Below are 15,702 nucleotides of genomic sequence, written 5' to 3' on the forward strand. Positions count from 1 at the left end.
AATATATTATAAAACGAGTCCGTGCACTTATTACCAAAAACAAACCATTATTCTAATACTTTAAGGAGGGAGCTAGTTAATGTCGTTTCAATTTATATTAGGACGTGCAGGAAGTGGAAAAACGCATCATATTTTAAATGAAATTACAAATAGATTAAAAAATGAAACAAAAAATATCATCTTTATTGTACCTGATCAAATGACCTTTCAGATGGAATATGAATTAGTTAGAAGGCAGGAAAAGAAGGCGATTATTAATTCCCAAGTTTTTAGTTTTACTCGATTAGCTTGGAAGGTTTTACAAGAAACAGGTGGAATAAGTCGGATTCATATTGGTGAAATTGGAATTTCTATGATTCTTCGAAAGATTATTGAAGAAAAGAAAGAAGAATTGAAAGTATTTCATCACGTTGCTGATCGACAAGGATTTTATAAGGAACTAACAGGTCTTATTGCTGAGTTTAAAGGTTTTCAAGTTTCTTCAGATGAATTATCTTCTGTTATTTTACAAATGGAGCAAAATTCATCAAAGGATCATATCTTTATTCAACAAAAGATAAATGATATTCAAATAGTGTTTGATGCTTTTAATACATATATGAAAGATAAATACCTTGATTCGGAAGACTATTTAAATTTGTTGATTCAAGAATTACCTAAAAGTGACTATATAAAAGACAGTATTATTTATATTGATGGATATTATGACTTAGCACCTCAAGAGCGAAATGTAGTTGAGGAGCTAATGAGATATTGTAGTGAGGTAAATTTCTCTCTAACAATTGACCGACCATATGATGATTTTTTACCACATGAATTGAATTTATTTTATAAACCAGCGCTTCTATATCAACAAATTAAAGAGATAGCTTTAAATACAAAGCAAACAATAGAGGAACCGGTTATTTGTCATCATAACTTTAGAAATCAATCGAATGATTTGAAGTATTTCGAAACAAATTTTGATAACAGGCCAGTTAAGCCTTCGTTTGAATCAGATGGAATTAAGATTATGTCGGCATCTAATCGTCGGGCTGAAGTAAATGGGATTGCGAAAGATATTATTCATAAGGTACGTGAACAAGGATACCGATATCGTGATATAGCAATTTTCTTAAGAAATGGAGATTCATATTCACATTTGATTTCAACTATTTTTCATGCGTATGAAATACCAATTTTCATAGAAGAAAAGCGTTCAATGCTAACGCATCCATTATTTACGTTTTTACAAGCTACTTTCGATATCATTCAAAAAAATTGGAGATATGAATCAGTTTTCAATGCATATAAAACAGAATTAGTTTATCCATTTGAAAGTAATCGTGATCAGAATCGTGAACAGCTTGAGTTATTTGAGAATTATTGCATAGCGTATGGTAAGCAAGGAAAAAGGTGGACGATTGAAGAACCATGGAAGTACCGAAAGTATCGCTCAACTGAAGGTATTGATAGAGGGATAACAAACGAAGAGCTAGAATTCGAGGCATTAATCAATTCAGTAAGAGATTTATTAGTAAAGCCAATTCTTACATTTCAAAGCAATCTAAAGCAAGCAAAAAATGCGAGAGAAATGTGTGTAGCATTGTATGAATTTGTTGAATCACTGGATATTTCAAGGAAGCTCCAACGTTTAAAGGATGATGCTGAAAATCGATCTAATTTAATTGAAAGCAAAGATCACGAGCAAGTTTGGAAAGGGTTTATCCAACTTTTAGATGAATGCGTTGAATTAATTGGAGAAGAAAAGCTGTCACGTAAAACATTTTTTGAAATTCTTCAAACTGGTTTTCAATCACTTGAATTTGCGAATGTTCCTGCATCATTAGATCAAGTAAACATAGCTGATTTTGATCATTCAAGATTACAAAATGTAAAGTGTGCTTATATCATTGGTGTAAATGAAGGGGTTATTCCAAGGAAGGCCAATGAAGATGGACTATTAGGCGACACTGCTCGAGAGTTTTTACAATCATTTGGAGTGGAAGTAGCACCAACAAGCAAGCACCAATTATTTGTAGAAAATTTTAATATCTATACTGGAATTAATCGAGCAAGTCATGAGTTAATCATTAGTTATCCGTTAGCAAGTGATGATGGGAAAAGTCTTGCCCCATCAAGTCTCATTCAAAGAATAAAATCGATTTTTCCAAATATACAACAAAGATTTGAAAGTGGAGATTTAACATTTAGTTCTGTAGAAGAACAACTAACATCTATTACAAATTATGGTACAGCATTAACGAATTTAGTGTCTCAGCTTCAAGTTTGGTCGACTAAGGAAACTGAAACGAATATGGATTTATGGTGGACGCTTTATAATGTTTTACGAGAAAATACTGATTCAAAAGATAAACTGTATAAAGTGATAAGTAGCGTAATGTATAACAATGTTGCGAAAGATCTTGGAGAAGATTTAAGTACAGAATTATATGGGGAAGAATTGAGTGGATCGGTATCACGAATTGAGCTTTTCCATCAATGCGCATATGCCCATTTTGCACGTTATGGACTAAAGCTACAAGAACGTGAAATTTATAAGTTTGAATCATTTGATATGGGTCAATTATTCCATAGTGCTTTAACAATTATTGGAGAGAATCTTTTACAGGCCGGGAAAAGCTGGAGTAGTTTAACGAATTCAGAATGTGATGAATTAGCAGCAAAAGTAGTAGACGAAATCTCTCCAAAGTTTCAACGTGAGATTTTGTTAAGTACGAATCGATATATGTTTTTAAAGAAAAAAATGAAGGATGTTATTGCTAAAGTATCCTCAATTTTAAGTCAACAAGAGCATTCAGGTAAATTTGTCCCTGTTGCTTTAGAAGTACCATTTGGTATGGGTAAACAGTTGAATTCTTATGAACTTCCGATTGATGGAAAAAGAAGAATGGTATTAAATGGCCGAATTGACCGAATTGATAAAGCTACAAGTGAAAAAGGCGATTACCTTCGAATTTTGGATTATAAATCAACAAAAAAGGAATTAAAATTATCAGATGTTTACTATGGACTTGCTTTACAGTTACTAACTTATTTAGATATAGCTGTAGCAAATTCAACAACTTTACTTGGAAAACACGCGGACCCGGCTGGCATTCTGTATTTCCATGTTCAAAATCCGATTGTTAAAGTTAAAAATAATATCGAATTCGATGAAATTCAGGATGAGATCTTTAAAAAGTTTAAAATGAATGGATTACTATTAGAAGATCGTGAAAGTAATTCGTTAATGGATGAAGCATTAATTCAAGATGGAAGCTCTTCAAAAATTGTGCCGATTAGGCTTAAAAAAACCGGAGAGTATATGGCGAAATATTCAAAAACGGTAAAGCCTGAACAATACCCAATGATGACGAATTATATAAAGCAAAAATTTACTGAAGCTGGTCAGCAAATATACAACGGTTTTGTAGAAGCAAATCCATATCAGCAAAAGGATAAAATACCATGTACATATTGCTCGTACCAATCAGTATGTCAATTTGATGCGAATGTAAAAGGAAATGAATATCGTGTTCTACCTCCTTTAGAAGATAGCGAAGCACTACAAAAAATGATAGAGGTGGTGAATAAAGATGAGTAAAGAAGAAAATAACGCAAGTAAAACAACATGGACAGTCGACCAGCAAAAAGCGATCGATTTCGAAGGGTCAGATATTCTTGTAGCCGCTGCCGCTGGTTCTGGAAAGACGGCTGTTCTTGTTGAACGAATTATTCAAAAAATCATTCGCGATGAAAATCCAATAAATGTTGATGAATTACTAGTAGTTACTTTTACAAAAGCAAGTGCCCAGGAAATGAAAGAAAGGATTGGTATTGCATTAGAGAAACAACTTGTAAATAATCCTGAATCTGATCATTTAAGGAAACAAGCTTCTTTATTAAATAAAGCTTCAATCTCAACTATTCACTCTTTTTGTACTGAAGTCATTCGATCAAATTACTATATGGTAGAATTAGATCCGAACTTCCGTACTGCAGAAGAAATTGAGATTCAATTACTGATGGATGAAGTGTTAGAAGAGTTGATGGAGTCAGAATACAGTGATGAATCTAATTTAGTCTTCTTTGATTTAGTTGATCGATATACTAGTGATCGAGATGATAATGATTTACCAAAATTAATATTAAAGCTATATCGTCACGCAATTTCTAACCCAAATCCAAGTGAGTTTTTAAATGCGTTCATTCATCAATATAATGTAGTAGGTAAACCAGTTGATGAGATTCCTTTTATTCAAGAGCTTAAGAAATTTATTCAAAATGATATGATTGCTTGTATAAACACTTATAAACAAGCTTTAGATATAATAGAAAGTCCTGATGGCCCAATTAAGTATGTTGAAGTGTTTAAAGAGGAGTATGGTAATTTAGAATGTTTATTCCATGCTTCAGAAAAATCATGGGAAGAAATTAATGTTGGTCTACAAAAAATAGTATTTAATCGATTGCCAACGATTAAGAAGACAGAGGGAGATCAACAGAAAAAGGAATTAGTAGCGAATTTCCGTAAAGATGTTAAAAAGAAGATTGAAGATATAAGAGATAAGTATTTTAGTCGAAGTATTGACCTTCAATTAAAACAAATAAGTGAATTAAAGACTTTAGTTGAAAAATTAATTGAACTTGTTAATCGTTTTATCGTGTTATTTAAACAAGCAAAATTGGAAAATGGAATTTTAGATTTCAATGATTTAGAACATTATGCACTTGAAATTTTAAAGGAAAAAAACGAGGAAGATTTATTACCTTCGTCAGTTGCGAGAGTTTACCAAGAAAAGTTTAGTGAAGTGCTAGTTGATGAATACCAAGATACGAACTATGTACAAGAATCGATTTTAAGATTAATCACAAAAGGCTCTGGTGCTTCTGGTAATCTTTTTATGGTTGGGGACGTAAAGCAATCTATTTATCGCTTTCGATTAGCAGAACCACAGCTATTTATAAATAAATACAATTTATACGAAAAAGAGAAAAATGAAAGAACTGGCTTGAGAATCGATTTATCTAAAAACTTTAGAAGTAGAGCGGAAGTATTAGATGCAACCAATTTTATTTTTCAACAAATCATGGGAAGAGGAATTGGTGGTATTGAGTATGATGAAGATGCAATGTTAAAGCTAGGTGCGAGCTATCCTGAATACTCAGATTGCGCTGCTGAATTAATCTTATTAACGAATTCGGATGAAGAAGAAAATGAGCCTGAGTACAGTGAACAAGATGATGATGATCTTGTTGAAGAAAAGCTTGAACAAATTGAGGCAAGGTACGTAGCGAGAAGAATAAAGGATTTAGTTGAAAGTGAATATTTAATAACGGAAAAGACTGGAGAAATGCGACCAGTAAAATATAATGATATTGCTATTTTAGGTCGTTCATTATCGAATGCTGATTTGTATATAGAAGAATGCAAAGCGTTAGGTATACCGCTATATGCTGAGAAATCAAAGGACTTATTTCAAACAATTGAAGTTGCCGTCTTTTTAAATTTATTAAAGTTAATCGATAATACGATTCAAGATATCCCGCTTGCATCTGTCTTACGTTCTCCAATTGTAGGTCTTTCGGAACCGGAATTAACGATGATTAGACTAAATCATAAAAATGGATCTTTTTACGATGCATGCCAGGATTATCTAAATAATTATGAAAACCGACATAAACAACTTTCAATTAAATTAGTAAATTTCTTTGCACAAATAAAGGAATGGAAACGACTCGTTAAAAGAGAGACACTTTCAATCTTTATTTGGAAGGTATTAAAGGAATCTACATACTATGACTTTGTCGGAGGATTACCAGGAGGTAAACAAAGGCAAGCAAATTTAATTACGATATTTGATCGTGCTAAAGCATTAGAAGAATCAAATTATAGAAGTCTATTTCAGTTTTTAAGATTTTTAGATCGTATGCAAGAAAGAGATGAAAAGCTAGATGAGGTTCGTATTTTAAGTGATCAAGAAAATGTCGTTCAAATGATGACAATCCATAAAAGTAAGGGATTAGAGTTTCCTGTTGTGTTTGTCGTGAATACTTCTAAGCAATTTAATATGCAAGATTTAAGGGCAAAATTCATTTTACAAAAGGAATTAGGTCTAGGAATGAATTTTGTACATCCTGCGTATCGTACGACTAATTCAACTCTTTTGAAGGAAACAATCAAGCGCAAGGAACAAGAAGAGTTAATTTCGGAAGAGTTACGAATTCTTTATGTTGCATTAACTCGTGCAAGAGAAAAGCTTATTTTAGTAGGTAAAGTAAATGATGCACAAAAAATGATTGAAAGTTGGAAGGAAGTTGAAAACCATAAAGAGTGGCTTTTGCCATTAAATGTTATTAGTGGTGCTAAAAGTTATCTTGATTGGATTGGTCCTTCGATCATTCGTCATGATTCTAGTAATGCAATTAGACTTGAAGATGATTTGTGGCACACAAAAAATGAAATTCAGTTTTACCCATGTCGCTGGAATTATTCAATTGTAGATGCTTCTACAATTCAATTATTGGAAGCTGAGGAAGTAGAAAATAATAAAGTCGAAGTATTTCAAGCTTTTCAGTTAAAGGAACCGATTCAAATTAATCATGAAGAGCTTCATGAAAAACTAGAGAATAAATTAAACTGGCAATATCATCATAGACAATCTACTCTATATCGACCAAAACAATCTGTTACAGAATTAAAAAGAAAAATGCAAGAGGAGGATCCATATAGTCAAAGTTTTACAGCGACTAAAACAAAAGATTTTCCACTTGAAAGACCGAAATTTATGTCAGAACAAAAAATGAACTCAGCTGAAAAAGGGACTGCTACCCATGCTGTTATGCAAAATTTAGATTATCAATATGTCTCATCTCATGACGACATCATAAATCAGATAAATCGTATGGTTTTAAAAGAATTAATTACCCAAGAGCAAGGAGAAGCGGTAAATAGCTTGGAGATATTTGATTTCTGTCAGTCAAAGCTTGGCCAATTAGTGACAAACTCAAATCAAAATCTACGCGAAGTACCTTTTAGTTATGGGGTTTCAACAAATGAAATTTATAAAGATTGGGAAGATGAAGAGGAAGTCGTATTAATCCAAGGGATCATTGACTTACTTTTAATTGATGGAGACGAGGTTATCTTAATTGATTATAAAACCGATCGAACTGGTGCGTTTGCAACAAGCGATGCCTTGAAGCAAGAAGCAATTAGAAGATATGGTGTTCAACTCGATCTTTATTCAAAGGCAATTGAAGCGGGGATGGATAAACTAGTTAAAGCTAAGTATCTATACTTTTTCGATGGTGGTCATATTGTAGAGTTATAAAAAAAGCGATGCATTTGCATCGCTTTTTTTGTGTACTAAAGAGTTGCAACTTCGTTTTGATCTACTAAATCAGCATCTAAAGTATTAGTGGCACTTGCACCATTTAATGCTACTGGTAGGAATCCTGTATTACCTGAACCTGAACCGAAATATGATTTCGTTTGAGTTTTTGGTGAGATATTATTAAGATCTCCTGTATTTATATTTCCTTCATTGCTTGTGATGACAATTGCACCAAGAAATGTTGGCATGAAGAATTCTCCTTTCCTAATCGGATAATGGTGGTTTCTTTGATTCTGTTAATCGTCCTGCTACCGCCGGCACTGCCGGAACAACTGGGACATGTACTGCAGGTACGGGTGCAACTGGATGTGCTGCGACTGTTGCTGTCGGTACGGCTATCTGTGACGGTGTTGTTGGTTGCATAAGTACATCTGATTGAACGGCTTGCATTGGCTGCGACATGAGTGGTTGCATTAACTGAGCAAAAGTAGGCTGTGTATGAACGCCTGGAGTTTGGTAGTGTAATGTAGGTGGTGTGATAAAATGCCGTATTTGGTGTACACGCGATAACATAAAAGCATTATAAATTGAGCCAATAATGGAAGCGCTGGCTGAGCTTATACCATTATAATTAACTGAACCAACTTGGATTGTAGGGTTAAGATTTACTCGGTTTAATTTAACGTTCGGAACATAAGGAAGATGTTTTGGCATTACTTTATAAAGAGGATAAGTTTCAAAAACATCTTTGCTTGGTTCAGTTAATACGTTTCCTTGTTCCTGTAGCGCGAGAGCATTTGACTCTGCACTCATTGATAATGCATCCCCAAACTGCAAAATGCTTGAAAATAGTACTGTATTTACATTGTAACTTTCTAAGGCGGCTAAACGAAATCTTGGATCAATTTTAAACATTAGCTTACAGATAAAGGTACAAAAGGTCCTACAATTAACGATTCTGGTGGTGTGTCAAATATAGAGGATAGTGAAATATTATGAGCATCTCCAATTATAAATAATGAAGATGATGAAATAGCCGTAAATTTTATTTCTTCTACTTGTAAATTACAATTTGTTACATTTAAATTCATCCTTTATTCTCCTTTCCGATATTATGCGGTAAGTTTTGTAAAAAGGCACTATAGGCAGTTCGAATATCATTTAACATGTGTAAAACGACTTCTTCAGAATATCTTAGAGGATTATCAGCGAAGTTTGGTTTATTCTTATATAAATCAATATAGTAAGGAATCCTGATATCCATTTGATTTCGAATATCATCGATCATCATTTGACGATAATAATCATCTACTGACACTCTAAGCTCTGTTTCTAATTGGAGAATGGTTTCTAGCGCTTCTTCCTTTAAATGGAAATGGATTCGGTCTTCTACATATGATTTCAAAGCTTTCATGTGATTGTCAGGTTTAATATCAATTTGTTGGTTTTCCACGGTTAAATCATCGAATGTTGGGGCTTGAAGAGGATTCAGCCCGATTGTTAACGTACCATTTAAATTTTCTACTTTTAATTGATCAAATTTATATTCGATTTTATCAATTTTTGTCTCAGGTCTTTGAGAAAGTTCAATAACAGTAACTTCAAGTTGAGCTATTTTAGCTTTTAATTCTTCAATTATTTGGGACTGCTCATATAGTAATTGCTCAATTTGATTCTGTCTTAATTCTAGTTGATTCATAGAATTCCCTCGCTTTCACTTTGCTACAGGAATAAGATTATGTCTCTTGCGAAGTTTGAACGATTTGACCTGGTTCAGTAAGTGGTGGTGCTGGTTCTAAATAATCTCCAGTATTATTCGTTATCGTTCTTGCATTTATATTTCCTGTTGTACCAATTTGAAAAACAGATGAGTTTACGATCCCACCAGTTTTTAGCTGATTTATAATAATTGTTTGATGTATATATATATTCAAACGACACCCTCCTTTACATGTTGCCAACCATTGGTTGATCCACTTGATCTTGATCATATACGGTCGAAATACTTTTATTGTTATAAACTGTTACGTTATCACCTGTATTAAACGAACCAGCACCGGCATAAGTTTGAGCATTACTTTTAGGCATGATATTATATGCGTCACCCACGTTAACTACAGCGCTGCTACCGATACTGATAATATTTATTACTCCAACATAAGCAGGCATGACTGCACACCCTTTGTTCTTTTATGATTATGTATTATATGGCCATTTACCCCAAAACGTGATTGTAGACTATATATTGTTAATAAGTATTAAGTTTTAAATAGGAAGAAAAGGGGGAAGGGGCATAAAAAAAAGAGATGAGATCTCTTATTCTATAACAAAAAAAATACTAGCTGCAATTAGAATAAACTAATCGCAAGCTAGCTATTAGGCTCTCCTTTTAGAAGAGGTAAAGGTCGAAATCATATTCATGAGCCTGTCCAATTCCTGGCTACATAAAACTGTTTTTTTGTTCGTAAAACCATATCGTCCCGCATAATATACCATTCGGGCCCGTTTTTTCTCTATAACATGAAGCAGCAATTTAGTCACCAACTTTGTTCAAGAATAGGGAATTATGTCTAGGTCTCACGATGTATGTAATGCTATTATACAAAATCATTTTCATATGAGAAGACATTCGCTAAAAGAAGTGTAAAACTTACAAAATACTACAATATTCAGCTGCATTCAATCTTGTGATAGTGGAAATTGAAAGGTTTTTGTAGGATAAACTAGACGAAGTGTCGAATCGTAAGGAGCTATAGATGATATTGAATTTTATTTTCGACAGTAGATTACAATCCTAGATTAATATAATTTATGATTTTTAAAAATGAATATTTTGTCATGCTTTTTATAACGGTTAATAGGTATAAAATCATAGCATATATTTTGAACAATTTGTGAATTTTTTAAAATCTTTTCCATTTCCAATTCATCTAGATTTTTCCTTATTCAAGCACTTATGTTATGATTATTGAGAATATATAATTGGGAGGAAATGAAATGATTCACTTACATATTACAGCGTGGGTAATCGCTATTATCTTAGCTTTAATTGTTGGGCATGGATACAAAAATGGTTGGAATGTGAAAGTTGCCCATATGATTTTACGTCTTTTATACTTCGTTATTTTAGGAACTGGACTGTATTTATTTATTCATATTTCGAATAAAGAAAATATGCCTTCTAATATGATGATGCTTTATAACATAAAAATGACACTTGGTATTCTTATGTTAGGTGTGTTTGAATATTTCACTGTGTCTTCTAAGAAGCACCGTAAAATGGTTGTTCCTGCAACAATTTTTACAGTATTTATTTTAGCTTTATTATATTTAGGATTTAGATTGCCACAAGGTTTACACTTCTTTGCTTAATAAAAAAACTGTCACAATTTTCTTGTGGCAGTTTTTTGTATTTATGAAAGTTGTGTTAATAGGTAGCGGTTACCTGTTGCTTTTGTAAGTTCAAATCGATGGTTTTGTTCTTCAGATGAAATTCTAAATTGGTGATATACTGAACAAACAAGTTCTCCATTATCAAATACGATGAAATTTACTCCATCTGAAGGTGAACCCTCAGGTTGAAATGAAAGAAAGTTATGACAGTACAAGCAATCGTATAGGGAAAAACTATGTGTATTCAGTAGGTAAGCTAAAGTATAAAATGATTCATCGCTCAAATTTTTCAAGAGTGAATCGAAGCTATATAAAAGCTTTCTTTGAATACGAAGAATATCGCCATTTTGTAATTTTTTCTTTTTGGAATACTGAATAAGAAAATTACCATTTTTTAAAGAAGCAGGTACCCACTCTTCATTTATAGAAACTTCAAAATCTTCATCGACAAGATCCTCAAGTAAAAAAGCCTCATCAGTTTCATCATCGAAAAAGACCCATTCATCATTTATTTCTTCAATTGCTCCAATAGTGAAAGCGCGAGGTTGCTTTTGAAATAATTGTGATCGGTGCTTAAATTGCATTAAGTAACCTCCAGTTACAAGCGTTCTGCTGTTCATTGTTTATTTAGGTAGGTTCAGGTGAAAAGTAGTGATTCGGACATTTTATTGAATCATAAAATTAAGTATCTAATAGAATCTTTTTTTCGTTCGAACCTTTTTTTGAAACTCGAATATTGTTTTAAATGGATTAAAAATTTTACTTTATTTTCCGACCGGTATTAGGATTTATAAATCACATTAGCTGCGTTTATTTCGACTTTAATAAAGCTGCTACTTTTTTCATTTATTGACATAACTTAACTATTTTATAACTATGCAAAAATTTAAAAAACGTATGGACAAATATTGATAAGTTTCCAACTTTTTTTGCGGATTAACGCACCTATTTTTAAAAACAATAATACGATATAGAATTAACTTTAGTTTTATAGGGAAATAGCCCAGAAAGGAGAAAAAAACATGTGCGGTATAACTGGGTGGGCAGATTTTCAAAATGATTTATCTAATGTAAATTCAGTGACAAAAAAAATGGCTGAAACATTGTCTAAACGAGGTCCAGATGATACGAATGTTTGGTCTTCGAATCATTGTAGTTTTGGCCACAAAAGGTTAGTTGTAGTTGATCCAGTAGGCGGAAAACAACCGATGCGTAAAACGAATGGTAACCTCACGTATACGCTTTGCTACAATGGTGAGTTGTATAATACAGAGGATCTTAGAAAAGAACTTCTAAAAAGAGGCTACACGTTTCAAGGGCATTCAGATACTGAGGTTCTACTAACAAGCTATATTGAGTGGAAGGAAGCTTGTGTAGACAAATTTAATGGAATATTTGCTTTTGCAATATGGGATGAAGAAAAGGAAAGTTTGTTCATTGCAAGAGATCGTTTAGGTGTTAAACCTCTATTTTATAAAGAAGATTATAAAAGATTATTATTTGCTTCAGAAGTAAAGGCGATTTTAGCAAACCCTGGGGTAAAGGCTGAATTAACTGAAGAAGGGCTCTCAGAAGTATTCGGACTTGGTCCATCTCGTACGCCTGGAAATGGTGTTTTTGATGGAATTAAAGAACTCCGTGGTGGTCATGCAATGACATTCTCAAGAAATGGACTTAAAATATGGAAATATTGGGATGTTAAAAGCGATATACACACGGATTCAGTTGATGAAACCATTGAAAAAGTACGTTTTTATGTTGAAGATGCAATCGTAAGACAATTAGTTTCTGATGTCCCTTTATGTACGTTTTTATCAGGTGGAGTGGATTCTAGTGCGATTACAGCCATCGCAGCAAATCATTACGCTAAAGAAGGAAAAGGACAATTAACCACATATTCAATCGATTATGAGGAAAATGATAAATACTTCACATCAAGTGTATTCCAACCGAATTCAGATGCACCATGGATTGAGTTAATGTCTTCAACATTTAATACGAATCATCAAAGATGTGTCATTACAAACGAAGAGCTAGTTCAATATTTAGACGAGGCTACGGAGTGTCGTGATCTTCCGGGAATGGCGGATGTTGATTCTTCATTATTATGGTTTTGTCAAAAAATTAAACAGAACTTTGTAGTAGGTTTATCAGGAGAATGTGCTGATGAAATTTTTGGTGGATATCCTTGGTTTCACCGAGAAGACGACTTGAATAGACCAGCGTTTCCTTGGATGAGATCAACAGAACTTCGTCAAAGGCTTTTAAAAGACGAATGGAGTAAGAAGCTGAATTTAGCTCAGTACGTTCAAGATCGATACAACGAGACTGTAAAAGAAACGCCAATCCTTGAAGGAGAAAGTCCATTAGAAGCTAAAAGAAGACAACTGTTTTATTTAAACCGCCAATGGTTTATGGCGCAATTATTAGATCGAAAAGATCGGATGAGTATGGGAGCGAGTCTTGAAGTGCGTGTTCCTTTTGCAGATCACCGACTTGTCGAATATGTATGGAATATCCCTTGGGAGCTTAAAATGTATGGTGATCGCGAAAAAGGTATCTTAAGAAAGTCACTTGAAGGTCTGTTACCAAATGATATCCTATACCGCAAAAAAAGCCCATATCCAAAGACGCATAATCCAGTATATACAAAATTAGTTGTTCAAAAATTAAAAGAAGCTTTAAAAGATAAAAGCTCAGCACTTTACGAGTTTCTTGATAAAGAGCAATTAAATAGTTTAGTTGAAAGTGAAGGAAAGGCATTTCAAGTTCCGTGGTACGGACAATTAATGTCTGGACCTCAATTACTAGCTCATTTATACCAAATTCATGTTTGGTTTAAAAAATTCAATATTAATGTGAAAGTTTAAAGTATAGGGGTGATCTTTTTCACCTCTTTTTTGTTTTTGATTAAATAAAGAAGCTAGTGCGGAGTGTGGAACTGCAAATGAGAAGTGGGGAAGTGCAATTTAATGAGAATCGCAAAAAAGAAGGAGAATCGCAATTAAAAACGTAGAATCGCAAATAAATCAGGGATAATAAAAGCAAATGTCATATTCTTTGGGATAGTAGATGATATTCAATAAAAAATATAAGAATATAATACAGATTCAACTGCTAGATAGAAAAAACAGCTACTTTTTCCGAAAAATCGTTTTGGTAAGACGGGGCATTCTTTAAAATTCTATCGAACAGTTTCACCAAGCATATATTGATAAGTTTCATAGGTGTATTAGTCTTAAGTCTCATCTATGAAAATGTAATATAATTAATCAATAAAAAACCTAGCCATGTAAAATGACTAGGTTTTAAAAATCTAATAATCATTTTGTAATGCGTCTCTTCCTTCTTCCCCAGTGCGAATTTTAATCGCGTTTTCAATAGGATATACAAATATTTTTCCATCCCCAGGTTTTCCGGTTTTTAAAACTCTTTTTGCTTCATCGATTATAGATTGAACAGGTACATCACATACGACTATTTCAACCTTAATTTTTTCATGTAAATTGATCGTTCGTTTTTTTCCTCGATACACTTCCGTATAGCCTGATTGCATTCCACAGCCTAAAACGTTCGTTACGGTCATTCCTGTGATTCCTACTTTTGAAAGGGCATCCTTTAAAACATCAAATTTATCTGGCCGAGTAATGATTTCAATTTTCGTTAATTTTGCTGTCATTTTTATCCCTCCTTAAATACTTGCGTCGTGATATGCTTTTTCTCCATGTATGCTTAAGTCAAGGCCGAGGTTTTCTTCCTCTTGATCGACACGAATGCTGATGAAAAAGCCTATAACTTTCACAATTAAAAAGGTAATAATTCCTGCAAAAAGATAGGTTGCACAGATAGCGAGTAGTTGTTTCCAAAGAAGTGATATGTCACCGTAAAAAAGTCCGTTTGCACCAGCACTATTTACTGATTTTGTAGCGAATAATCCTGTTGCAATAGCTCCCCATGTCCCTCCGATTCCGTGACAACCGAATGCATCTAATGCATCATCATATCCGAATTTGTATTTTAAGTAAGTTACTGCTAAAAAGCATATAACGCCACCTAAAAATCCAATCACGATTGATGAGAGAGGAGTGACGAATCCGCAAGCAGGTGTAATTGCAACTAATCCAGCTACGGCACCACTAACTCCACCTAAAATAGTCGGTTTTTTATTTACATACCATTCCACAAGTACCCAAGCAACTGAAGCTGCAGCAGCTGCAGTATTTGTATTAATGAATGCAGTTAATGCTACTTCATTTAATGTTAAAGCACTACCAACATTAAATCCGAACCATCCAAACCATAATAGTCCAGCACCTAATACAGTTAGTGGTAAATGATGAGGTGATGTAGAGCCAAAATCTCGTCTTTTACCAAGAAGTAGAGCTAGAACTAAACCTGAAACACCGGAGGAAATATGGACGACTGTTCCACCGGCGAAGTCTAATGCACCTAGATTACGAAGCCAGCCATCTACGCCCCAAACCCAGTGAGCTAATGGATCGTAAACAAATGTCGTCCATAAAAGAGTGAATAATAGAAATGCTGAAAATTTCATGCGCTCGGCGAAGGCACCTGATATAAGAGCAGGAGTTAAAATTGCAAACATTAGCTGGAACATCATGAAAAGATTATGAGGGACTGTTGCGCTGTAGTTTTCATTTGGAGTAAAACCAACATCCTTTAAAGCTGCCCAAGAAAAGTTACCAATCAAATGATGAAAATCTGGACCGAATGCTAAAGAGTAACCAATTAACACCCACTGGATTGATACAATTGCCATAGCAGAATAGCTATGCATTGTAGTACTTAAAACGTTTTTACTTTTAACCATGCCGCCGTAAAAAAGTGCTAAACCAGGTGTCATGATCATGACTAAAACAGTTGAAATAAAAAGAAATACACTATCCGCAGCTTGAATACCGTTCATCTTCATTCCCCATTTCCTTAATGTTAGTTTTTGTAACATCAAATGTTATATAAGTTATCATAT

14 protein-coding genes are annotated in these 15,702 nt (G+C 33.5%); 4 read left to right on the forward strand and 10 right to left on the reverse strand.

What is annotated here, in order from left to right:
- The first annotated feature begins 79 nt into the window (after window positions 1–79).
- Both addB and addA read left to right on the forward strand, forming a co-directional pair.
- A complete protein-coding gene (gene addB, locus ACFWM3_RS08125; RefSeq protein WP_390310997.1) occupies window positions 80–3,586 on the forward strand; it encodes a helicase-exonuclease AddAB subunit AddB in 3,507 nt (1,168 codons plus the stop codon).
- On the forward strand, window positions 3,579–7,316 hold the full coding sequence (gene addA, locus ACFWM3_RS08130; protein ID WP_390310998.1) for a helicase-exonuclease AddAB subunit AddA: 3,738 nt from the start codon (window positions 3,579–3,581) through the stop codon (window positions 7,314–7,316). The genes addB and addA overlap by 8 nt, the downstream gene beginning before the upstream one ends.
- A 35-nt stretch (window positions 7,317–7,351) precedes the next feature.
- Here the strand turns inward: addA and ACFWM3_RS08135 are convergent, their stop codons facing one another.
- From ACFWM3_RS08135 to ACFWM3_RS08165, 7 genes are all read right to left on the reverse strand, one after another.
- Window positions 7,352–7,567 (reverse strand): spore germination protein, encoded by a 216-nt coding sequence (locus tag ACFWM3_RS08135; RefSeq protein WP_056473576.1) that lies wholly within the window; start codon window positions 7,565–7,567, stop codon window positions 7,352–7,354.
- A 16-nt stretch (window positions 7,568–7,583) separates the two neighbouring features.
- Window positions 7,584–8,234, reverse strand: a complete 651-nt coding sequence (locus ACFWM3_RS08140) for a spore germination protein GerPE (RefSeq protein WP_390310999.1) — start codon at window positions 8,232–8,234, stop codon at window positions 7,584–7,586.
- A complete protein-coding gene (locus ACFWM3_RS08145) occupies window positions 8,234–8,410 on the reverse strand; it encodes a hypothetical protein (protein ID WP_056473579.1) in 177 nt (58 codons plus the stop codon). Before ACFWM3_RS08145 ends, ACFWM3_RS08140 begins: the two co-directional genes overlap by 1 nt.
- Window positions 8,407–9,018, reverse strand: coding sequence for a spore germination protein GerPC (gene gerPC, locus ACFWM3_RS08150; RefSeq protein WP_390311000.1), 612 nt, complete (start codon window positions 9,016–9,018; stop codon window positions 8,407–8,409). Before gerPC ends, ACFWM3_RS08145 begins: the two co-directional genes overlap by 4 nt.
- 37 nt (window positions 9,019–9,055) lie before the next feature.
- Window positions 9,056–9,253, reverse strand: coding sequence for a spore germination protein GerPB (locus ACFWM3_RS08155; protein WP_056473584.1), 198 nt, complete (start codon window positions 9,251–9,253; stop codon window positions 9,056–9,058).
- A gap of 13 nt (window positions 9,254–9,266) precedes the next feature.
- A complete protein-coding gene (locus ACFWM3_RS08160) occupies window positions 9,267–9,488 on the reverse strand; it encodes a spore germination protein (RefSeq protein ID WP_390311001.1) in 222 nt (73 codons plus the stop codon).
- Window positions 9,489–9,695: 207 nt separating this feature from the next.
- On the reverse strand, window positions 9,696–9,851 hold the full coding sequence (locus ACFWM3_RS08165; RefSeq protein ID WP_088012099.1) for an aspartyl-phosphate phosphatase Spo0E family protein: 156 nt from the start codon (window positions 9,849–9,851) through the stop codon (window positions 9,696–9,698).
- A gap of 465 nt (window positions 9,852–10,316) precedes the next feature.
- Between ACFWM3_RS08165 and ACFWM3_RS08170 the strand changes: the two genes are divergently transcribed.
- Complete coding sequence (locus ACFWM3_RS08170) at window positions 10,317–10,691, forward strand: DUF1516 family protein (RefSeq protein WP_056473589.1); 375 nt, start codon at window positions 10,317–10,319, stop codon at window positions 10,689–10,691.
- A gap of 41 nt (window positions 10,692–10,732) precedes the next feature.
- On the opposite strand, the gene ACFWM3_RS08175 is transcribed toward ACFWM3_RS08170, so the two are convergent.
- A complete protein-coding gene (locus ACFWM3_RS08175; protein ID WP_056473591.1) occupies window positions 10,733–11,296 on the reverse strand; it encodes a DUF2777 family protein in 564 nt (187 codons plus the stop codon).
- 438 nt (window positions 11,297–11,734) lie between these two features.
- Here ACFWM3_RS08175 and asnB point away from each other — a divergent pair, with 438 nt between their 5' ends.
- A complete protein-coding gene (asnB, locus tag ACFWM3_RS08180) occupies window positions 11,735–13,582 on the forward strand; it encodes an asparagine synthase (glutamine-hydrolyzing) (protein ID WP_390311002.1) in 1,848 nt (615 codons plus the stop codon).
- Window positions 13,583–14,028: 446 nt separating this feature from the next.
- Here asnB and ACFWM3_RS08185 read toward each other — a convergent pair whose 3' ends face one another.
- Complete coding sequence (locus ACFWM3_RS08185) at window positions 14,029–14,391, reverse strand: P-II family nitrogen regulator (protein WP_335407563.1); 363 nt, start codon at window positions 14,389–14,391, stop codon at window positions 14,029–14,031.
- Window positions 14,392–14,403: 12 nt separating this feature from the next.
- Window positions 14,404–15,630, reverse strand: a complete 1,227-nt coding sequence (locus ACFWM3_RS08190) for an ammonium transporter (RefSeq protein ID WP_156339718.1) — start codon at window positions 15,628–15,630, stop codon at window positions 14,404–14,406.
- Between the last annotated feature and the right edge of the window lie 72 nt (window positions 15,631–15,702).

Source organism: Gottfriedia sp. NPDC058432 (genome assembly GCF_042721555.1).
Taxonomy (GTDB): Bacteria; Bacillota; Bacilli; order Bacillales; family Bacillaceae_G; genus Gottfriedia.

Coding starts and splice junctions, on each gene's coding strand:
- asnB (WP_390311002.1), top strand. CDS start 11,735: ATGTGCGGTATAACTGGGTGGGCAGATTTTCAAAATGATTTATCTAAT.
- ACFWM3_RS08170 (WP_056473589.1), top strand. CDS start 10,317: ATGATTCACTTACATATTACAGCGTGGGTAATCGCTATTATCTTAGCT.
- addB (WP_390310997.1), top strand. CDS start 80: ATGTCGTTTCAATTTATATTAGGACGTGCAGGAAGTGGAAAAACGCAT.
- ACFWM3_RS08160 (WP_390311001.1), bottom strand. CDS start 9,488: ATGCCTGCTTATGTTGGAGTAATAAATATTATCAGTATCGGTAGCAGC.
- gerPC (WP_390311000.1), bottom strand. CDS start 9,018: ATGAATCAACTAGAATTAAGACAGAATCAAATTGAGCAATTACTATAT.
- ACFWM3_RS08185 (WP_335407563.1), bottom strand. CDS start 14,391: ATGACAGCAAAATTAACGAAAATTGAAATCATTACTCGGCCAGATAAA.
- ACFWM3_RS08145 (WP_056473579.1), bottom strand. CDS start 8,410: ATGAATTTAAATGTAACAAATTGTAATTTACAAGTAGAAGAAATAAAA.
- ACFWM3_RS08140 (WP_390310999.1), bottom strand. CDS start 8,234: ATGTTTAAAATTGATCCAAGATTTCGTTTAGCCGCCTTAGAAAGTTAC.
- addA (WP_390310998.1), top strand. CDS start 3,579: ATGAGTAAAGAAGAAAATAACGCAAGTAAAACAACATGGACAGTCGAC.
- ACFWM3_RS08175 (WP_056473591.1), bottom strand. CDS start 11,296: ATGCAATTTAAGCACCGATCACAATTATTTCAAAAGCAACCTCGCGCT.
- ACFWM3_RS08135 (WP_056473576.1), bottom strand. CDS start 7,567: ATGCCAACATTTCTTGGTGCAATTGTCATCACAAGCAATGAAGGAAAT.